General features: G+C 46.5%; 16 protein-coding genes and 1 pseudogene. 8 read left to right on the top strand and 9 right to left on the bottom strand.

Annotation, left to right across the window (positions count from 1 at the left end; genetic code table 11):
* Positions 1-21: 21 nt before the first annotated feature.
* Positions 22-993 carry a bile acid:sodium symporter family protein gene (locus NNC77_RS11775; RefSeq protein ID WP_006848929.1) on the top strand — a complete coding sequence of 324 codons (972 nt, stop codon included), beginning with the start codon at positions 22-24 and terminating at the stop codon, positions 991-993.
* A gap of 225 nt (positions 994-1,218) precedes the next feature.
* Here the strand turns inward: NNC77_RS11775 and NNC77_RS11770 are convergent, their stop codons facing one another.
* From NNC77_RS11770 to NNC77_RS11755, 4 genes and pseudogenes are all read right to left on the bottom strand, one after another.
* Entirely contained in the window at positions 1,219-2,802 is a 1,584-nt protein-coding gene (locus tag NNC77_RS11770) for a S41 family peptidase (RefSeq protein WP_254971338.1), read from the bottom strand.
* A 34-nt stretch (positions 2,803-2,836) separates the two neighbouring features.
* Positions 2,837-4,726 carry a DNA topoisomerase IV subunit B gene (locus NNC77_RS11765; RefSeq protein WP_233339513.1) on the bottom strand — a complete coding sequence of 630 codons (1,890 nt, stop codon included), beginning with the start codon at positions 4,724-4,726 and terminating at the stop codon, positions 2,837-2,839.
* A gap of 218 nt (positions 4,727-4,944) precedes the next feature.
* Entirely contained in the window at positions 4,945-6,096 is a 1,152-nt protein-coding gene (locus NNC77_RS11760; RefSeq protein WP_254971340.1) for an N-acetyltransferase, read from the bottom strand.
* A 261-nt stretch (positions 6,097-6,357) separates the two neighbouring features.
* Positions 6,358-6,522, bottom strand: a pseudogene (locus NNC77_RS11755) (IS1380 family transposase); the annotation flags it as partial.
* Between the two features lie 155 nt (positions 6,523-6,677).
* Between NNC77_RS11755 and NNC77_RS11750 the strand changes: the two are divergent.
* A complete protein-coding gene (locus tag NNC77_RS11750) occupies positions 6,678-8,213 on the top strand; it encodes a carboxylesterase/lipase family protein (protein WP_254971341.1) in 1,536 nt (511 codons plus the stop codon).
* 160 nt (positions 8,214-8,373) lie between these two features.
* Here NNC77_RS11750 and NNC77_RS11745 read toward each other — a convergent pair whose 3' ends face one another.
* From NNC77_RS11745 to NNC77_RS11725, 5 genes are all read right to left on the bottom strand, one after another.
* On the bottom strand, positions 8,374-9,912 hold the full coding sequence (locus NNC77_RS11745) for a THUMP-like domain-containing protein (RefSeq protein ID WP_254971343.1): 1,539 nt from the start codon (positions 9,910-9,912) through the stop codon (positions 8,374-8,376).
* A gap of 471 nt (positions 9,913-10,383) precedes the next feature.
* Positions 10,384-10,527: a hypothetical protein gene (locus tag NNC77_RS11740; protein ID WP_200756603.1), complete on the bottom strand. Its 144-nt coding sequence runs from the start codon at positions 10,525-10,527 to the stop codon at positions 10,384-10,386.
* A gap of 224 nt (positions 10,528-10,751) precedes the next feature.
* Positions 10,752-11,510: a succinate dehydrogenase/fumarate reductase iron-sulfur subunit gene (locus NNC77_RS11735; RefSeq protein WP_022120108.1), complete on the bottom strand. Its 759-nt coding sequence runs from the start codon at positions 11,508-11,510 to the stop codon at positions 10,752-10,754.
* A 15-nt stretch (positions 11,511-11,525) separates the two neighbouring features.
* Positions 11,526-13,508, bottom strand: a complete 1,983-nt coding sequence (locus NNC77_RS11730; RefSeq protein WP_153073137.1) for a fumarate reductase/succinate dehydrogenase flavoprotein subunit — start codon at positions 13,506-13,508, stop codon at positions 11,526-11,528.
* Between the two features lie 32 nt (positions 13,509-13,540).
* Entirely contained in the window at positions 13,541-14,224 is a 684-nt protein-coding gene (locus NNC77_RS11725) for a succinate dehydrogenase/fumarate reductase cytochrome b subunit (RefSeq protein ID WP_153122193.1), read from the bottom strand.
* Positions 14,225-14,455: 231 nt separating this feature from the next.
* Here NNC77_RS11725 and mnmG point away from each other — a divergent pair, with 231 nt between their 5' ends.
* The 6 genes from mnmG to deoC all read left to right on the top strand — a co-directional run bounded on the left by mnmG (position 14,456) and on the right by deoC (position 21,064).
* On the top strand, positions 14,456-16,327 hold the full coding sequence (gene mnmG / locus NNC77_RS11720) for a tRNA uridine-5-carboxymethylaminomethyl(34) synthesis enzyme MnmG (RefSeq protein ID WP_254971345.1): 1,872 nt from the start codon (positions 14,456-14,458) through the stop codon (positions 16,325-16,327).
* A 251-nt stretch (positions 16,328-16,578) separates the two neighbouring features.
* Complete coding sequence (locus NNC77_RS11715; protein WP_217312919.1) at positions 16,579-17,109, top strand: adenine phosphoribosyltransferase; 531 nt, start codon at positions 16,579-16,581, stop codon at positions 17,107-17,109.
* 122 nt (positions 17,110-17,231) lie between these two features.
* A complete protein-coding gene (gene uvrC, locus NNC77_RS11710) occupies positions 17,232-19,079 on the top strand; it encodes an excinuclease ABC subunit UvrC (RefSeq protein ID WP_254971346.1) in 1,848 nt (615 codons plus the stop codon).
* 133 nt (positions 19,080-19,212) lie between these two features.
* Positions 19,213-19,665, top strand: a complete 453-nt coding sequence (gene dtd, locus NNC77_RS11705) for a D-aminoacyl-tRNA deacylase (RefSeq protein WP_117695101.1) — start codon at positions 19,213-19,215, stop codon at positions 19,663-19,665.
* A gap of 49 nt (positions 19,666-19,714) precedes the next feature.
* Positions 19,715-20,074 (top strand): nucleotide pyrophosphohydrolase, encoded by a 360-nt coding sequence (locus NNC77_RS11700; RefSeq protein WP_117695099.1) that lies wholly within the window; start codon positions 19,715-19,717, stop codon positions 20,072-20,074.
* Between the two features lie 54 nt (positions 20,075-20,128).
* Positions 20,129-21,064, top strand: coding sequence for a deoxyribose-phosphate aldolase (gene deoC, locus NNC77_RS11695; protein ID WP_254971347.1), 936 nt, complete (start codon positions 20,129-20,131; stop codon positions 21,062-21,064).
* Positions 21,065-21,103: the final 39 nt, after the last annotated feature.

Below are 21,103 nucleotides of genomic sequence, written 5' to 3'. Positions count from 1 at the left end.
GATTTTAAAAGAAATAGAATTATGCTTAAGTTATTTCAAGGGCTCAGCAAGCTGCTGGCCAATTACACATCTATCTTCGTGATAGGTGTTGCAGTGTTCACATTCTTCTTCCCACATACCTTCGACTGGGTGCGCGGAACTACTCAAACCGTCATTCTCGGCATCATCATGCTCACCATGGGTCTGACCTTGACCACCAACGACTTCAAGATTCTGGCCCAACGCCCGCTGGATGTCTTCATCGGAGCCTGTGCCCAGTTTATCATCATGCCGGGTGTGGCTTATACCCTGGTTCATGTGTGGCATCTTGACCCAGCCCTGGCACTCGGAATCCTGCTGGTAGGTTGCTGTCCGGGCGGCGTTTCGAGCAACATCATGAGTTATCTGTGTCATGGCGACGTGGCTTTCTCCGTAGGAATGACCTGCGCCTCTACCATTCTTGCACCGGTGATGACTCCACTGCTGATGAAGATTACGGCAGGCGAGATTATCCATGTAGATGCTGTGGGAATGTTCATCAACATCCTCATCGTAACGATTATTCCTGTAGCCATCGGCTGCGCCCTCAACTATATTTACGGCAAGAAAGACTGCTTCCCTACCATCCAGAGTCTGATGCCGGGCATCAGCGTTACGTGTCTGGCAATCATCGTAGGCGGTGTGATTTCTACGGTTCATGATGACCTCGTAGCCCGCGGCTTATCGCTTTTCCTCTGGACTTTCGCCGTGGTTTTCTGCCACAACACGCTGGGTTATCTTCTCGGTTGGCTTGCCGGCAAATGTGCGGGATTCAATACCGCCAAGAAGCGTACCATCAGTATTGAGGTCGGCATGCAGAACGCCGGTCTTGCTACGGTACTTGCCGGCAACTTCTTCGCAGCCCAGCCTCTCGCCGTATTGCCTTGCGCCATCAGCTGCGCCTGGCACAGCATTTCCGGCACCATCCTTGCCGGAATCTATCTGAAATGGGACCATCTGCATGAGAAGAAGTAAATGACTTCTGAAAAAGATAAGAAAAGGTCGTGAGATTTCTGATTGAACCTCACGACCTTTTCTTATATCATTACCTCACGGGGTTAACAGGTTAACAGTTAACAGCCGTTTTTTCTATTGTTACACGAGCAAAGCACTTGAATTGGCTTTCCCTTCGGACGCCGAACGTTGTTTCTTCACTCTTCGTTCTTCACTCTTCGTTCTTCACTCTTCACTTAACCTTCCCTACTTCCCCGTAGTCAGCAGCTGCACGGCTCGCTGAACTATCTCGTTTGTCTCGTTCCAAACCTGGAAGTATTGGCTCATATCCCAGATATCTCTTGCAACAAGGGCTTTCAGTTGCAGGGCGAGGTATTTCTTCGTCTGAATTAATTCAGCCTCATCCTTTGGCTCTATCTTCTCCTTCTTGCCCTCGGCGATAATGCCATCTATCAGCGAAGAAGGAACCTCGTAGGTGGCGAGGAACTTATCGAAATCCTTATACTGGCTCTTCAGCTCCTTACGATGCGCATCGATGAACTTCAGACTGTGGTTAATGACGATACTCTTGGCTGCCAACTGACGGTGCATCTTGGTGTACTTGGTTGTATCCAGCGGAACGAAATAATCTGGCATGATTCCACCACCACCATAAACTACACGATGCTTGCGCAAGGTATAATACTTCAGACTGTCTGAAAGATGGATGCTGTCCTGGTTGGTGAACTCGCCATGCTTGTAACGCTTGTCCAGATCCATCGCATAATCCAATCTGTCACCTTTCTTATAAGGCTTCTGGATGCATCTGCCGCTAGGCGTATAGTAATGGGCGATGGTGAGACGAATCTCGCTGCCATCATCAAAGGTCAGCGGACGCTGCACCAATCCCTTGCCGAAGGTTCTGCGACCAACCACTACGCCACGGTCCTGATCCTGGATGGCTCCGGAAACAATCTCGGCGGCAGAAGCGGTAAACTCATTGGTGAGCACCACCACCTTGCCCTTGCGCCATCTGCCGTTAGCCTGCGCCTTGTATTCCTGGCGAGGCGCTGCACGACCGCTGGTATAAACGATGAGATCGCCCTTCTGCAGGAACTCGTTGGCAATCTGAGCCGCAGCCTGAAGATAGCCTCCGCCATTATCCTCAAGGTCGAAGATAAGGTCCTTCATTCCCTTCTTTTTCAGCGAATCCATCGCTATTGTTACCTCTTTATGACTGGTAAGACCGAAGCTTCCCAATCGGATGTATCCGATGCCCGGACGAATCATATAAGCCGCATCCATCGTAGTTACCGGAATTTTATCGCGCTTTACCTTGAAGATGAGCTTATCCTTGATGCCACGGCGCACAATGGTAAGATTCACCGTTGTTCCCTTAGGACCACGAAGGCGCTTCATGATTTCCTCCTTGCTCATCTTCACGCCCGAAATGGCAGTATCGTTTACAGCCACAATGCGGTCGCCGGCAATGATTCCCACCTTCTCGGAAGGTCCGTTCGTAACCGGCTGGATAACGAGGAGCGTATCATCTACCATGTTAAACTGCACGCCAATGCCATCAAAACTGCCGTTCAGCGGCTCGTTCATCGCCTTGGTTTCCTTGGCTGTAGCGTAAGAAGAATGAGGGTCGAGCTTTTCGAGCATGCCTCGGATGGCGTCCTCTACGAGCTTATTCTCATCCACACTATCCACATAAAGGTTGGTAATGGCAATTTCAGCCCTTCCCAACTTCTCTATCGGGCTGTTCTTGCCCATCTTGATACGCAACTGGGCACTGGCAGAAGTTACTGCCAGAAATGCTACCAGTGCTAAGAATAGATATTTCTTCATTTTTTTAAACTTCGTTCTTCACTCTTCACTTCATTTAATCCAGCGGTGCTGAGTCTTCCTCCGGAATATCCTCTTCTATCACCAGATTTTCGATGATGAAGTTCTGGCGCTCCATCGTGTTCTTACCCATATAATATTCCAGCAGCTTCTGCACCTGATCGGTTTTATGCAGCGTAACCTGCTCCAACCGCATGTCGGGACCGATGAAATGGGCGAATTCATCAGGCGAAATCTCTCCCAATCCTTTGAATCGGGTGATTTCAGGATCAGGGCCCAAATCGCGAATTGCCTGCTGGCGCTCCTCATCGCTGTAACAGTAATGCGTGATGAAATCGCTCTTTTTCTCCTTGCTTCCCAGTTTCGCATCCGCATCAGCCACGGCCTGCTTGTTCTTGATCTTGGTTCGCTTGTTGCGCACTCGGAACAATGGAGTCTGAAGCACGTAGACATGGCCCTTCTTGATGAGATCTGGGAAGAACTGAAGGAAGAAGGTGATGATGAGCAGGCGGATGTGCATTCCGTCGACATCCGCATCGGTTGCCACAATCACCTTGTTGTAACGCAATGAATCCAAGCCGTCCTCTATATCGAGAGCCGCCTGAAGCAGATTGAACTCCTCGTTCTCATAAACCACCTTCTTGGTAAGACCGAAGCTGTTGAGCGGTTTACCACGCAGCGAGAACACCGCCTGGGTATTCACATCGCGGCTCTTGGTGATGCTTCCGCTGGCAGAATCGCCCTCGGTGATGAAGATAGAACTCTCCTCCTTGCGCTCGTTCTTGGCGTCGCTGAAATGGATGCGGCAGTCGCGAAGCTTGCGGTTGTGAAGATTCGCCTTCTTGGCACGCTCACGGGCGAGTTTGGTAACGCCCGCCATTGCCTTGCGCTCGCGTTCGCTCTCCTTGATCTTATTCTCCAGAATCTCAGCTACATCCTTGTGGATATGGAGATAGTTGTCTACTTCCTTCTTCAGGAAATCGCCCACATACTTATTGATGGTTTCGCCACCATTCGGCGTCATCGTAGTACTTCCGAGCTTAATCTTGGTCTGACTCTCGAAGACCGGTTCTTCTACGTTGATGGCAATGGCAGCCACCAGTCCGTTTCGGATGTCTGCATACTCATACTTGCCGTAGAACTCCTTGATAGTCTTGGCAATATGCTCCTTGAAGGCACTCTGATGCGTACCTCCCTGGGTGGTGTGTTGACCGTTGACGAAGGAATAGTATTCCTCGCCATACTGGTTGGTATGGGTGAAGGCAATCTCGATGTCCTCGCCCTTCATGTGGACGATGTCGTAGAGACCTTCGTTGGTCATATTATCGCTCAGCAAATCCTGCAGACCATGGCGACTCAAGATGCGGCGGCCATTGTGCATGATGGTGAGTCCGGTGTTCAGATAAGTATAGTTGCGGAGCATCGTTTCCACGAAATCATCGTGGAAGGAATAGTTCTTGAAGAGTGTATTATCCGGCTCGAAGAAGATAAAGGTACCATTCTCGTCCTCGGTATCTTCCGTCGTGTCGCTCTTCAAAATACCTTTCTCGAACTTCAGATGGCGCACCTTTCCGTCGCGGTACGACTTTACTTCGAAGTGGGAACTGAGGGCATTGACCGCCTTCACACCCACACCGTTCAGACCAACGCTCTTCTTGAACGCCTTGCTGTCGTACTTACCGCCGGTATTCAGCACACTTACAGCCTCAACGAGCTTTCCCTGAGGAATACCACGACCATAGTCGCGCACGCTGACACGCAGATTGTCCTCGATATCGATTTCCAGACGGGCACCTGCGCCCATCTTGAATTCATCGATAGAGTTGTCTACCACCTCCTTCAAGAGCACATAAATACCATCTTCCGGCAGATTTCCATCTCCCAGACGACCGATGTACATACCCGGACGGGTGCGCACATGCTCCATATCGCTCAAGTGGCGGATGTTATCGTCGGTATATTCTACCGGCTGCTGCTCCTGAGGGGCATTGGTAAGCTCATCAGCGGCATTCAATTCGCTGTTACCTAAGTTTTTATCTTCAGACATGATTCCTCCTTAGTTATTCTTATTTATTTTCTTATAACATAGCAAATGATGTTGCAATATTCTGTTTATCAGATAATTGCCAACACAACAATTACTATTTACCTGATACTCTTAATATAGCAGTTGCGGCGCTTGTGAAGGATTGGATCCAAGACGCCCCATTGTCCCTGCACGGCAGCATTTTCTTCCATTTCCACCTGTGTTTCTCCCCACTCGATTCCATACTTCTGATAGATAGGAATCAGGTCGGCAAAGAGCAGCGCATTGGCACCCTTAGCACGGTATTCTGGCTGGATACCGATGAGCAGAAGGTCGACAATCTTGGTTTTATGGAACTTGATGGCGCGCAGCAGATGCCACCAGCCAAAAGGAAGCAGCCTGCCCCTATGACACTTCTGCAGAGCTCTGGAAAGGGAAGGCATCGTAATACCGATACCTATCATCTTATGATCCTCGGTAGTCCAGTCTTCTATGGCTGTTACAAAGTTCAGGTCGAGCAAAGACAGATACATCTTGATGTACTGGTCTATCTGCTTCTGTGAAAGTTCGGAATAACCATAGAGATGCTTGTATGTATCATTGATGAGGTCGAAAATCTTCTGTCCGTATCCGCCCTGATAAATATCCTTACGGGTAAGTTTGCGGACATGGAGATTGTATCTTTTCTCTATCATCGCCGCTATCTTGGAATATTTCTCTGGGATGGTATCTGGCACCATCAGTTTATACTCTACATACTTATTATCTACGGTAAAACCCTCCAGAGCCTCAATGTGCTCCGGATAATATGAATAATTATAAATGGTAGGCATGGTGCCTAGCTGGTCAAAGCCCCAGGTAAGCATGCCTTCTGGATCCATATCGGTAAAACCCAACGGACCTACAATATCTTCCATTCCCTTCTCCTTACCGTATTTCTCTACAGCATCGAGAAGAGCCCTGGAAACCTCGCGGTCGTCAATGAAATCAATCCAGCCGAAACGGACCGATTTCCTGCCCCATTTGTTGTTTGCCTTATGATTGATAATGGCAGCGACGCGACCTGCCAGCTTGCCGTCCTTATAGGCAAGAAAATACTCTGCCTCGCAGAACTCGAACGCTGCGTTCTTGTCCTTGCTCAGAGTATTCATGTCGTCGCTGAAAAGATTAGGCACATCATATTCGTTGCCTTCGTAGAGGTCGTAGTGGAAGTCGATGAACGTCTTCAAGTCCTTCTTTGTTTCGACCTTTTTAATTTCTATTAATGACATGATTTTCAAACTAGTTTGCAATATTATAAATGCAAAAGTAGCAATATTTTGGCAAATTACCAAATATTGCTACTTTTTTTGCAGTTTTTTAGGGGTTAATTTTTAATTACAGCTCCCAAACTAGCCTATATCACCCATTTAGTGATGGTTTTGGCGGAATATCTTTACCGATAGTTTTAAGCACTGGCGGAAAACTAACATTCTCCAAGGAATCACAATAAGAAAAAGCTCGATCATCTATTCTCTCCAACACTGGCGAGAAGTGCGAAGTGTCGGATGAAGCGAGAGATGGTTCATCAAATGAGTAGTGAAATTCTGAGGGTGGAGTCGATTACAGATGACAATGTGGAGTCAAATTGCTCCATGACCCGAAAATATTCCTCCAAAAGGAGTGAGTTTCTCAGATTTAATTTGTATCTTTGCCATGTCATATCAGAGTTTTGCTTGTTTTCTTTTCGCAACACTAAGATAAGTGAAAATTCTGACATAGCAAAATCCGGAGTAACTTTCTACTGCTCAGGTTCTTAAAACGTTTAATTAATAATAGTGTTACGGAATTAATGGAATAACCAGAAATGAGATTGAAAAGACATCTACTGACAGCTGCCCTGACACTCTTTTGCCTATCGGCAGCTAACGCCCAACTGCTAAGAACAACAGTGGAGCAAGGGGAAATTGAAGGTGTGGAACATGAAGGATTCGCCTTATACAAGGGAATCCCATACGCAGAAGCACCAGTGGGCAACCTCAGATGGAAAGCCCCAGTGAGCAAGAAGCCTTGGAAGGGAGTATTCAAAGCTGACAAATGGGGAGACCGTCCACCACAGCCCATCGACCCTAACCAAAATGGTGGTGCGCAGGGCATGAGCGAGGACTGCCTATACCTCAGTGTGGAAACGCCAGCCAAGAGTAAGAATGACAAACTCCCTGTATTTGTGATGATTCATGGAGGAGCCTTTCTTACTGGCTCCTACAGTGGAACTCAGGAAAGCTTTGTCAAGGAAGGCATCATCTATTGCAGCATAGAATACCGCTTGGGAGCCTTGGGATTCATGGCACATCCAAAGCTGAGTAAGGAATCAGGCAAGAACATATCTGGTAACTATGGCATCCTTGATCAAGTGATGGCCTTAAAATGGATTCACGACAATATCGCTGCCTTCGGTGGAGACCCAGACAAGATTACCATTGCTGGAGAATCTGCCGGTGGTATCTCGGTAAGTATACTATGCGCCTCTCCCCTTGCCAAGGGACTCTTCCGAGGAGCCATCAGCGAAAGTGGTAGCTCCTTCTGGCCTGTGGGTGAAAGCAGAAATGGTAACACAGCCATGCTCACTACCAAAGCGGCAGAAGCAGGTGGACTTCTCCTTCAAAAGAAACTCAAGGCTAAGAACTTGAAGCAGCTAAGAAAAGTTCCGGCTATGGACATCGTGAAGAATACCGCCTTTGAGTCTTTTTGGCCGAACGTTGACGGCTACTCCATCACCGATGACCAGTATAAGCTCTATGAAAAGGGAAGCTACAATGATGTAAATGTCATCATAGGAACCAACAGCGACGAAGGAAGTATGTTTAGCCGCCCTGGCAGTGTAAGTGACTATGAGAAAAGAATCCATGAGATATATGGAAGTTGGGCAGACCAGGTTCTCAGTCTCTATCCTGCCAAGACAGAGGAAGAAACCTACTTCGCTCAATCCGACATTTTCCGTGATGGCTCCTTTGCATGGGGAACGTATGCCTGGGCTAACCTGCAGAGCAAGACCGGCAAGGGCAAGGTGTATATGTATTACTTTGACCAAGACTCTGAGAACACCATCGTGAAAAGCCGCAAGGGAGGAGCCAGCCATGTGGCAGAGATGCCATTCATCTATGGCTATAAGTTTGGCTCTGGAAAGATGACCGAGACGGAGCAGCACATGGAACAAATCATGTCACGCTACTGGATCAACTTTACCAAGACTGGCAATCCAAATGGGGATAGCCTTCCTTTCTGGACTAGCTACCAGGAAGGTAAACCAACGGTGATGATTATGAAGGAAGGACTGCATTTGGGTCCTGTTCAAAATCAAAAGCAAATGGACTTCTTCGAGAAGTTCTTCAAGGAAAAAAGAAAATAATACGTCAAGTTCCAAGTGGCATTTCTCCCACTTGGAACTTTTTCATTAAAGAGATAAAACGCCACTGTGGCAGCACACCTCACCTATTTTTTCTCTATCAAGCTGTTGCTGATATATTTTTCTTTTCAGACCTTTACATTTTACACATTTTCGAGGTTTTCTAAGCTTTCTCCGTTATTACCAGCACATGGCTTTCGTCGCTCAATGTGGTGGCGAAGATATAGGTTTCGCCACCATCCTTCAACTTCAATCGCTTGCGCAATTCTGCTACGGAAAGAGGGAAGTTGCGGATGGCGATGTTCGCCTTGGTGATTCCTGACAGATGACGCTTCAACTCCTTTTTATTAAAGGAGGAGATGGCAATGATGCGGAAACTTCTGCCGGGGAAGACGGCGATAGGCTCACGGCTCACGAAAAGATGACTGTTCTTGGAAAGCATCCTTGCATCATATCGCTTGGAAAGAACACCGAAACAGCCGGCTTTCATCAGAGAGGCATTCGGCTCGTAAAGATACTGCATCTCTTCAAGGGTGGATGGGGCTATCTTCACCGAAGAAGACTCCATATCCAACTCTTCGCAGACGAAGGACTGGGCATCATTGACACAATAAATACGGAGACTCCCGGCATGTTTTACTTCTCCAGCTGCTCCATCTGCCGATGAAGCCACCTTTCCGCCCATATTTCGAGCTGAGAGCACTAAAAGGAGTTCCTTGCACTCATTGTTCACGGAGATGATATGAACCTCTTGTACGCAGTTTAATTCGCTTATGGCACGGTGCCAATCGAGCATCGGAGAGAGTTTGATGATGACGTAATCTGCCTTCGAAAGCATTTCTTCCTGCAAAACGGTGACATCGGGCGTGCAATCCTTCAAGGATACTACCTTGTTGCCCGCATCGTCTCTACGGGCAGGATCGATGAAGATCAGCTTAAGACCAAGGTTGGTCTTAAGTAATGACTGAGACTGGTCTTCAGTTATGCCTAAAGATTCTGATGCAGCATCATCCTTCTTTGAAACAAAAGAATGCAGCACCTCTATTCCGTCTCCATTCTTCACGATGGCGTTCTTCAAGCCCAACCGCCCAAAGTTTTCCTTCGCTGCTTCACAGAGATGAGCCTGACGCTCCACATACATCGACTTCACGCCCAATCGGGAAGCGATGTAAGAGAAGTCTACTCCGAAGCCGCCGGTCAGGTCAACAAACCCGGTTTCTTCAGAAAAATCTCCTTCATGAGGTTTTTCTTTCATTTCATTAACATTCTCTTTTGATTCTGTTAATATCTGTTGCTTTTTGCAAGTAGCTTCATTTTTGGCGAATTCTGAATCAACTGCCCCTTTGCCCGCAAATTCGCAAATTTCAGAAAGATGAAGATTTGAGGCGTTTTCGCTCTCCATCTCCTTTTCTTCTCCGTTTTCGGATGATGAAGGAGACAAACCGAGCAGCCGGGCAGCGAGTTCAGCCTTATAAAGTGCCGTTTGCTCTGACGAACATTGCTCCATCGAAATATGAGGGGGATAGATAATGCCATCGATGTTTGCCCAACGGGGCAGTTTCACACGAGCCATCTTTCGCCCGCGAATCTGGTCGAGAGCGAAAGGCATATCTACCTCGGGATACTTGCTGCCGAGGAAAGCCAACTGGCGAACATCATCGTCCTGATGCTGGCGGATAAAATCAAGCGTTGCTTGGTTCATTATTTCTGTTGAGTGATTCGTCATTACATTACTTATTCTTAATAACCGCAAATTTACGATATTCTGATGAGATTACAAAATATTTCTCAGAATATCTGATAATTTACTCAAATTTCGCATGTAAACTCCCACGCCCTGAACCAACGGTCACCGGTGCGTAGCGGAAAGGTAAAGGGCAAAAGCTTTAAAATACCGGGCAATATACAAAGCTTTTGCCCTTACAGGGCGCCTTGCTGATTGCCATTATACCCAGGGCGATGCCCCTGGGCTAGGAGCTTCTGCCCTTACAGGGCGTATGGGGCAAAACTTGCGAAAGTTCAGTACATAACTATCGGAGATAAAACAACTGACTAGGAAAAACAGAAGGCTGGCAGAAGAAAAACAGCATACTGGCAAAAGGCAAACAGCCGACTAGCGAAACAGAGGCTAGTCGGCTGTTCCTGTATAACAGTTTGCCAAACATCCTTTCTCTTATTTCAAAAGAAGCATGGTTGGCAGGAATATCGCAATCAGCTCTTCACTCTTCACCTTTTCTGTATAAACAACTGAAGCACAACACATTACATAGGTGAAGAGATTTTCGGCACTCTTCACCCACTCTTCACCACTCTTCACCTTTTACGATTTTGGGAAAGGTATAAACGCAGAGCCGCTTAGCTGCCAACAGCCTAAAAAGGTGAAGGGCGGGTGAAGAGTAAAAAAAACTCTTCACCCGCCCAACTTCCTATCCTTCAACTACTTACACGCAAAAGGTGAAGAGTGAAGAGTTGTTGGGAAAATTCTCTCGCATCCGTAAAGATGCAGAGAGAAAATTCCGGTGTCTCAAAAGAAACGATGGATTAGTCAGCCAACTTAGCCTTCAAGAACTCACGGTTCAAGCGGGCGATGTTAGCGATAGACTCGTTCTTAGGACAAACAGCCTCGCAAGCACGAGTGTTTGTACAGTTACCGAATCCGAGCTCATCCATGCGTGCAATCATCTTCTTAGCACGGGCAGCAGCCTCTACACGACCCTGTGGGAGAAGTGCCAGCTGGCTAACCTTTGAGCTGACGAAGAGCATAGCAGAACCATTCTTACATGCAGCAACACAAGCACCGCAACCGATACATGTAGCGCAATCCATTGCCTCGTCTGCATTCTCCTTAGGAATCAGGATAGCGTTGGCATCCTGAGCCTGACCAGTACGAATGCTGGTGTAACCACCTGCCTGGATGATCTTGTCGAATGCTGAACGGTCTACCATACAGTCCTTGATGATAGGGAAACCAGCAGAACGCCAAGGCTCAACGGTGATAACATCACCATCGTTGAAACGACGCATGTAGAGCTGACATGTTGTAGCACCACGCTCAGTCTTACCATGAGGTGTACCATTAATATAGAGAGAGCACATACCGCAGATACCCTCGCGGCAGTCGTGGTCGAAGACGAAAGGCTCCTGACCTGACTCGATGAGCTCCTCGTTCAAGATGTCGAGCATCTCGAGGAATGAGGTATCATCTGGGATGTTCTTCATCTCGTGTGTATCGAAGTGACCCTGTGCTGTAGGACCGTCCTGCTTCCAATACTTAACTGTGAAACTTATATTTCTTGCCATTGTCTTGTTCGCTTTTTAATTCTTGTAATTTCTTGTCTGTACCTTAATTGCCTCATACTCGAGAGGTTCCTTGTTGAGCACTGGAGCAGTTGTATCGTTGCCCTGATACTCCCAGCAACCTACGTAGAAGAAGTGCTCGTCATCACGCTTTGCCTCGCCTTCCTCTGTCTGGTACTCCTCACGGAAGTGACCACCACAGCTCTCGTTGCGGTGCAATGCATCGTAAGCGATCAACTCGCCCATCAAGATGAAGTCACGCAAGTGGATAGCCTTATCCAACTCTACGTTCAAGCCTTCCTTCTTGCCAGGGATGAAGAGGTTCTTGTTGAATTCCTCGCGCAGAGCCTTCATCTTCTTCAAGCCTTCCTCAAGACCTTCCTTGGTACGACCCATACCTACGTGCTCCCAAAGGATGTGACCCAACTCCTTGTGGATAGAATCTACAGAGCGCTTGCCCTGGATACCCATCAGGCGGTCGATTTCCTTCTGAACACCTGCCTCTGCCTCTGCGAACTCTGGGAGATCGGTAGAGAGCTTTGGCCACAATGCCTGATCGGCCAAGTAGTTCTGGATGGTGTATGGCAATACGAAGTAACCGTCAGCCAAACCCTGCATCAAAGCAGAAGCACCAAGACGGTTAGCACCGTGGTCAGAGAAGTTACACTCACCAATAGCGAAGAGACCAGGGATAGTGGTCATCAACTCGTAGTCAACCCAGATACCACCCATTGTATAGTGGATAGCAGGGAAGATCATCATTGGGTTGTAGTACTTCACGCCGTTGATCTCGTTAGCCAACTCACCTGGGTTAACGTCGGTAATCTCCTCGTACATATCGAAGAGGTTGCCATAACGCTGAAGGATAACGTCGATGCCGAGACGGTTGATAGACTCAGAGAAGTCGAGGAATACGGCAAGACCTGTGTTGTTGACACCGAAGCCCTTGTCGCAACGCTCCTTAGCTGCACGAGAAGCCACGTCACGAGGAACCAGGTTACCGAATGCTGGGTAACGGCGCTCCAAGTAGTAGTCGCGGTCTTCCTCAGGAATATCAGAACCCTTCTTTGTACCAGCCTGCAATGCCTTAGCATCCTCAATCTTCTTAGGAACCCAGATACGACCATCGTTACGGAGTGACTCTGACATCAAAGTCAACTTACTCTGGTTTGTACCGTGAACTGGGATACATGTAGGGTGAATCTGAACGTAAGATGGGTTAGCGAAGTCAGCACCCTTGCGGTAGCACTGGATAGCTGCTGTACAGTTACAACCCATAGCGTTTGTAGAAAGGAAGTATGCGTTACCATAACCACCGGTAGCGATAACTACGGCGTTGGCAGAGAAACGCTCCAACTTACCTGTAATCAAATTCTTAGCGATGATACCACGAGCGTGACCGTCAACGATCACAATATCCTCCATCTCGTAACGGGTGAAGAGCTTAACCTTACCTGCCTCAACCATGCGGCTCAAAGAAGAGTAAGCACCGAGGAGGAGCTGCTGACCTGTCTGACCCTTAGCATAGAATGTACGAGATACCTGAGCACCACCGAAAGAACGGTTAGCCAGCATACCACCGTATTCACGAGCGAAAGGAACGCCCTGAGCTACGCACTGGTCGATGATGTCGTTGCTCACCTCAGCCAAACGGTAAACGTTAGCCTCACGAGCACGGTAGTCACCACCCTTTACTGTATCATAGAACAGACGGTAAACAGAGTCACCATCATTCTGATAATTCTTAGCTGCATTGATACCACCCTGTGCTGCGATAGAGTGAGCACGACGTGGAGAGTCCTGGATGCAGAAGTTCAAAATGTTGAAGCCCATCTCGCCGAGAGAAGCAGCAGCAGAAGCACCTGCCAAACCTGTACCTACAACGATAACGTCGAGCTTTAACTTATTCTTTGGGTTAACCAAACGCTGGTGAGCCTTATAGTTGGTCCACTTCTCAGCAACTGGTCCTTCAGGTATTCTAGAATTTAATGTTTTTGCCATAATCTTTTTTAATACTTAAATGATTACACGAATTATGCGCAGCACAAAGATGGAGCGCAACCGAAAGCGAATGCCAATACAACTACGATGAAGAGGAGAAGCAGGATGGTAGAGTAAATCATACCGATCATCTTCCAACGGCAGAACCAAGTCTTACCGCTCCAACCGAGAGTCTGAATAGCACTCCAGAAACCGTGAGTGAGGTGGAACCAAAGAGCTACCAACCAGATGATGTAGAGGACTACAAATACTGGGTTAGCGAAGGTGTCCTGAATGAATGCGAAGCCGTCTGCTGGGCTGTGACCGAAGCTAGTACCCAAAAGCTCAGCAAACATCATGTTGTACCAGAAGTTGAAGAGGTGAAGCAACAAACCGAGAACGATGATGATACCGAGCACCAACATGTTCTGGCTAGCCCACTCTACTTTCTCTGGCTTTGCTGTTACCTCGTAACGCTGGTTACCGCGAGCACGACGGTTCTGTGCTGTCAGGATGAAAGCGTAAACGATGTGACAAACTGCCAAAGCTGCCAAACCTAAAGTTGCAACTACGGCGTACCAGTTAGCACCCAACAATTCGCAAATCATGTTGTAAGCATCTCCTGAGAAGAGAGCAACAACATTCATGCAACCGTGGAATGTCAAGAATAGAATAAGAGCGATACCAGTTACTGACATCACTACCTTTCTACCAATAGATGAATTGATTAACCACATAAATGATTGAAATTTAATTATTTAACTGTTTGAAACTAATTTATATTCCACACTTTTCGTCCCTGCAATACCTATTTTTTGGCATTCTGCAATCCTCATTTCTAGGTATATTTTCGCAAGTCTGCTGCAAAATTACTATATTTTAATGATTTATCAAAGTATTTTTGCTAAAATTTCGATTTTATTTCTTACTTTTGCCGAAAATTAGAAAAAATATAGATTAAACGAAGTATGAAATTCAATTATGACGTGCTCGTTATCGGTGGAGGACATGCCGGATGCGAGGCTGCTGCAGCCTCTGCAAACATGGGTGCCAAAACCTGTTTGATAACGATGGATATGAACAAGATTGGTCAGATGAGTTGCAACCCCGCCATCGGAGGTATTGCCAAGGGACAGATTGTGCGCGAAATCGATGCATTGGGCGGACAGATGGGTATCGTAACGGATAAAACCGCCATCCAGTTCCGAATGCTCAACATCGGCAAAGGTCCTGCCGTATGGAGCCCCCGTGCCCAATGCGACAGAGGAAAGTTTATCTGGGAATGGAGAACCATCCTCGACCATACCGACAACCTCGACATCTGGCAAGACCAAGCAGACGAACTGCTCGTTGCTAACGGAGAGGCCATCGGCGTAAAAACCATCTGGGGAGCCGAGTTCTACGCCAAGAGCATCATCATCACCGCTGGAACATTCCTGAACGGCCTGATGCATGTAGGAAGAAAGATGGTAGAAGGCGGAAGATGCGCCGAACCTGCCGTACACAACTTTACAGAGAGCATCACCCGATGGGGTATCACTACAGCCAGAATGAAAACCGGAACTCCGGTCAGAATAGACAAGAGAAGTGTTCATTTCGAAGATATGGAAGAACAGCCGGGCGACAGCGATTTTCACCAGTTCTCTTATATGGGCGAACACCGGGTTCTGAAACAATTGCCTTGCTGGACTTGCTACACAAACAAGAAGGTACACGAAACTTTAAAAAGCGGTCTCGCTGACTCACCTTTATATAATGGTCAGATTCAGAGTACCGGTCCACGTTACTGTCCGAGTATCGAAACCAAGCTCGTTACCTTCCCCGACAAAGATCAGCATCCGCTCTTTCTGGAGCCGGAAGGCGAAGATACGAACGAGATGTATCTGAACGGTTTTTCTTCAAGCATGCCGATGGAAATCCAGTTGAACGCTCTTCATGAGATTCCGGCATTGAGAGATGCGAAGATTTACAGACCGGGTTACGCCATCGAATACGATTACTTCGACCCTACCCAACTCAAACATTCACTGGAGTCGAAAATCATCAAAGGCCTCTTCTTTGCCGGACAGGTGAACGGAACTACCGGTTATGAAGAAGCAGGAGGTCAGGGAACCGTGGCAGGAATCAACGCAGCCCTGCATTGTGTCGGAGACAAGACATTTGAGATGAATCGCGACGAGAGTTATATCGGCGTACTCATCGATGACCTCACCACAAAGGGAGTTGACGAACCATACCGCATGTTTACCTCCAGAGCCGAATACCGCATTCTGCTCCGCCAGGACGATGCCGATGCCCGACTCACAGAAAAAGCATACGAACTCGGAATTGCCAAACGCGACCGTTACGACTGGTGGATAGAGAAAAAAGAAGCCATCGAAAGAATCATTGAATTCTGCGCCAACTATCCTATCAAGAAGGATGAGATAAATCCAAAACTGGAAGCACTCGGTACTACTCCACTTCGCGCCGGCTGCAAGCTCATCGACCTCATCGCTCGTCCGCACCTGAATCTCACGAATCTTTCGGAGATTATTCCGGACCTGAAGGCTGCACTGGAAACACCAGCCAACCGAAAGGAAGAGATAACGGAAGCTGCAGAAATCAAGATGAAGTACAAAGGTTACATCGAACGAGAGCGTCTCATTGCCGACAAGATGCACCGTTTGGAGGACATCAAAATCAAGGGCCGTTTCAACTATTCCGAGCTCCACGAAATCTCTACAGAAGGACGCCAGAAACTCGAGCGAATCGACCCGGAAACTTTGGCACAGGCAAGCCGAATTCCGGGCGTATCACCAAGCGATATCAACGTGATGCTTGTATTACTCGGAAGATAAGCCGTTTCACAGCGAAAAACAAGGGAATCCCAAATGTTTCACGTGAAACAGGTTATCAGCAAAACATTTGATGCTCAACCGCTTAAGAAAGGTTGCATCAAGTGTTTTGCGGTTAAAGTAAAACTTCAGCAATTCGTGAAACAAAAGCTGATAAAATCAAGTAAAACGCAAAAACAAACGGGCAAAAAGCCCATTAAAAGAAGCACAAAAAAAAGAATAAAATAAGTATCAATTTAAAGCATAAAAAAGTAATGAACAATCAGCTATTATTAGACAATCTGCGTTGCATTCCAGATTGGCCAATCAAGGGTGTAAACTTCCGCGATGTATCAACCCTTTTCAAGAATCCTGCATCTTTAAAAGAGATCAGCGATGAGATGTACGAACTCTACAAAGACAAAGGAATCACCAAGATTGTAGGCATCGAATCACGCGGTTTCGTAATGTCTTCAGCCCTCGCAATACGTCTCGGAGCCGGTGTAGTTTTATGCCGCAAACCAGGCAAACTTCCATGCAAAACCGTACAGGAAAGTTATGCTAAGGAATATGGTATCGACACCATCGAAATCCACGAAGATGCCATCAATGAGAACGACATCGTACTCCTCCACGATGACCTCCTCGCTACTGGCGGAACCATGAAAGCAGCATGCGATCTGGTAAAGAAATTCCATCCGAAAAAGGTATATGCCAACTTCATTATCGAACTCGTAAACGAGAATTTCGAAGGCAGAAAGTCCTTTGATCCAGACGTTGAAGTAACTACTTTATTACAGTTATAAGCAGCAAAAATACTGCAAGAAATACTGCGAGAATGCAGCATGGAAGCAGTAAAAGACACTAGAGCGTTGCCGTTTCACGTGAAACAGTAACGCTCGTTTTCCCTTTAAAAACAAGTAAAAATATGACGAAACAAGAGAATGAGGAGCGCTTGGCAAGGCTTAAGAACATCGTTTTAAGTATGCCGGAGAAGCCAGGAAGCTACCAATATTACGACGAAAATCATACGATTATATATGTGGGAAAGGCGAAAAATCTGAAGAGAAGAGTATCTTCCTACTTCCATAAAGAGGTAGACAGATACAAGACAAAGGTGCTTGTTTCTAAGATTCACGACATATCTTATACGGTCGTAAACACAGAAGAAGACGCACTTTTGCTTGAAAACAGCCTGATCAAAAAGTATAATCCAAGATACAATGTCCTGCTGAAAGACGGTAAGACATACCCTTCTATATGTGTAACAAACGAGTATTTTCCACGCATTTTCAAGACTCGCCATATCAATAAAAAGGTGGGAACCTTCTTCGGTCCTTACCCTCATATCGGCAGCATGTATGCTGTTTTAGAGGTCATCAAGAAGCTCTATAAACCCCGAACCTGCAGAATGCCTATCACCAGGGAAGGCGTAGCTGAAGGCAGATACAAGCCGTGTCTGGAGTATCATATCCACAACTGCGGAGCACCCTGCATCAACAAGCAGAGCTATGAGGAATATCAGGAAAACATGCGTCAGGCGCGTGAAATTCTGAAGGGAAACACGCGGGAAGTAAGCAAATATCTCTACGATTTGATGATGAAAAATGCCGAACTTCTACGCTTTGAGATAGCAGAAGAATATAAGAAAAAGTACCAATTACTGGATGAATTTGAGGCAAAAAGCGAGGTAGTAAGCCACACCATTACGGATGTTGATGTCTTTACAATCGTGAATGATGACGCTAACAAGAACGCCTTCATCAACTATATTCACGTAAAAAACGGCACCATCAACCAGAGCTTCACATACGAATACAAGCGCAAGTTAGAAGAGAGTGACGAGGAACTTCTGATTACTGCCATTCCGGAAATCAGAGAGCGTTTCCACTCCACTTCGAAGGAGATAATCGTGCCTTTCGAGATGGAATGGAAACTGAAAGATGCAACCTTTTTCGTACCTCAGAGAGGTGACAAAAAGCATCTTCTGGAACTGTCGGAAATGAACTGCAAGCAGTATAAATTCGACCGTCTGAAGCAGGCTGAAAAACTCAATCCGGAGCAGAAACAGACCCGATTGATGAAGGAATTGCAAGCCAAATTAAAGCTTACGAAGATGCCTTACCAGATAGAATGTTTCGATAATTCCAACATATCCGGTACTGATGCCGTGGCAGGATGTATCGTATATAAAGGTATGAAACCATCCAGAAAAGACTATAGGAAATACAACATCAAGACGGTAGAAGGACCGGATGATTACGCATCCATGCAAGAGGTGGTAAGGCGCCGGTACAGTCGCATGATAGAGGAAGGATCAGCACTTCCGGACCTCATTATTACCGATGGCGGAAAGGGTCAGATGGACGTCGTCAGAGAGGTTATTGTTGACGAATTACACCTGGATATCCCTATCGCAGGACTTGCAAAAGACGACCGTCACAGAACCAACGAACTCCTCTTCGGATTCCCTCCTCAAACCATCGCCCTACCACCCGAAAGTGAGCTGTTCAAGGTGCTGACACAGATACAGGATGAGGTGCACAGATACGCTATCACCTTCCATCGCGACAAACGCAGCAAGCATGCTCTGCACTCCGAATTAGACGATATCAAAGGCATCGGTCCGAAAGCTAGAGAAGCCCTTCTGAGCAAGTTTAAGAGCGTGAAAAAGATGAAAGAAGCATCGTTGGAACAACTTTCAGAGGTATTAGGCCCACATAAGGCGGAAATTCTTGCAAAATATTTTGCAGAAAAAGGCGAGAATATGAAATAAAAGTTGTATATTTGCAGTTCAAACTATACTATATATAATATATAAACAATAACAGGGATTGAACAGAACAAAGCATTCCATAAATGCTATTCATAAAGTTCTATGTTCATCATTCAAAGTTCAAAATAGTAATATGAGAATCGTAATACAGCGTGTCTCTCACGCCTCAGTTACCATAGAAGGAGAGGTTAAATCTGCCATCAGACAAGGCTATCTGATCCTTCTGGGAATAGAGGAAAGCGACACTTCAGAAGATGTAGACTGGCTGGTCAGAAAGGTAATAGGACTCCGTGTTTTCGACGACGAAAACCATGTTATGAACCGCTCCATCATGGATATAAATGGTGAGATTCTGGTCATCAGCCAGTTCACCCTATTTGCCAGCTACAAGAAAGGAAACCGCCCAAGCTGGCTCAGAGCAGCCAAGCACGAAATCAGCGTTCCACTCTATGAGGAGTTCTGCAAAAAGCTATCCGATGCACTCGGAAAGCCAGTAGGAACAGGCGAATTTGGTGCCGATATGAAGGTTGATTTACTGAACGATGGACCGGTAACCATCATGATGGATACTCACAACAAGGAATAATGCCCTACCCTGAAAGAAAGGCATCTTTCCCCATAAAAGAATTAGGAAGATGACAATAAAAGAAGCACAAGAAGCTGTAGATCAGTGGATTAAAGAATATGGCGTACGCTATTTCAGCGAACTTACCAATATGGCTTGCCTCACAGAAGAAGTGGGCGAACTGGCACGCGTCATTGCCCGAACATACGGCGACCAGAGTTTTAAGAAAGGCGAGAAACCTAACTTAGGCGAAGAAATGGCCGATGTTCTTTGGGTGCTTATCTGCCTGGCAAATCAGACAGGGGTTGACTTGACAGAAGAACTCCAGAAGAGTTTTGACAAGAAGACCAAAAGGGATTCTGAAAGACATAAAAACAACCCAAAACTATCTGAGCATCAGGAAGATAAAGAACAAGAAAACAAGAATTAAAATTGCTATTCATATAAAAACTTAACTTTAATAATTATATAAATAACATTAAGTATGAGCAGTATTAAAGAACAGGTTCTTGCACAGCAGGGACAGTATAAAGAGTCAGACGACAAGTATTTATCAGTTTTGAAGCAGTACAACTGCGACCTCAATGATGAGGAAGTAGCTGCTGCAGTAAAGAAGATTCTCGATGAAAAGGTAGCAGAGAATGAGACCATGGAGGTCAAGAAGTTCCTCTTCGGTAGCATCGAGTTGACTTCTCTCCATACAGAAGATACAGAAGAAAGCATCCTGAAGATGATTGAAAAGGTGAACCAGTTTGCCAAGGATTATCCTCAGCTTCCTCACGTAGCAACCGTATGTACCTACCCTAACTTTGCCGGCCTTATCAGCCAGAGTCTGGAGGTTGACGGCGTAGAAATCGCTGTAGTAAGCGGTAATTTCCCATCATCTCAGACCTTTATCGAGGTAAAGATCGCAGAAACCGCTATGGCTATCAAGGATGGTGCTACAGAGGTGGATATCGTAATGCCTGTTGGCAAGTTCTTCAGCGAAGATTACGAGGGTCTCTGCGATGATATTCAGGAACTCAAGGAGACATGCGGAGAGCATAAGATGAAGTGCATCTTGGAGACAGGCGATCTGAACAATTGCAGCAACATCATGAAGGCTTCTATCCTCGCAATGTACTCAGGTTCAGACTATATCAAGACCTCAACAGGCAAGGAGAAGGTCTCAGCTACCCCTGAGGCAGCATACGTTATGTGCCAGGCTATCAAGGCATATTACGAAAAGACTGGCATTCAGATTGGTTTCAAGCCTGCAGGTGGTATCAATACCGTTCATGATGCCGTAGTTTACTACACCATCGTGAAGGAAGTTTTGGGCGAGAAATGGCTGACCAACCAGTGGTTGCGCCTCGGCACATCACGCCTGACTAACCTCCTCTTGAGCGAAATTCTGGGCAAGGAGATTAAATACTTCTAAAGAAAAGTAACTGATTATCAATAGAATACAAAAAACAAA

Origin of the sequence: Segatella copri, assembly GCF_024330485.1 — a bacterium.
Lineage (GTDB): Bacteria > Bacteroidota > Bacteroidia > Bacteroidales > Bacteroidaceae > Prevotella > Prevotella copri_L.
This window is presented reverse-complemented; position numbering and strand designations above follow the sequence as displayed.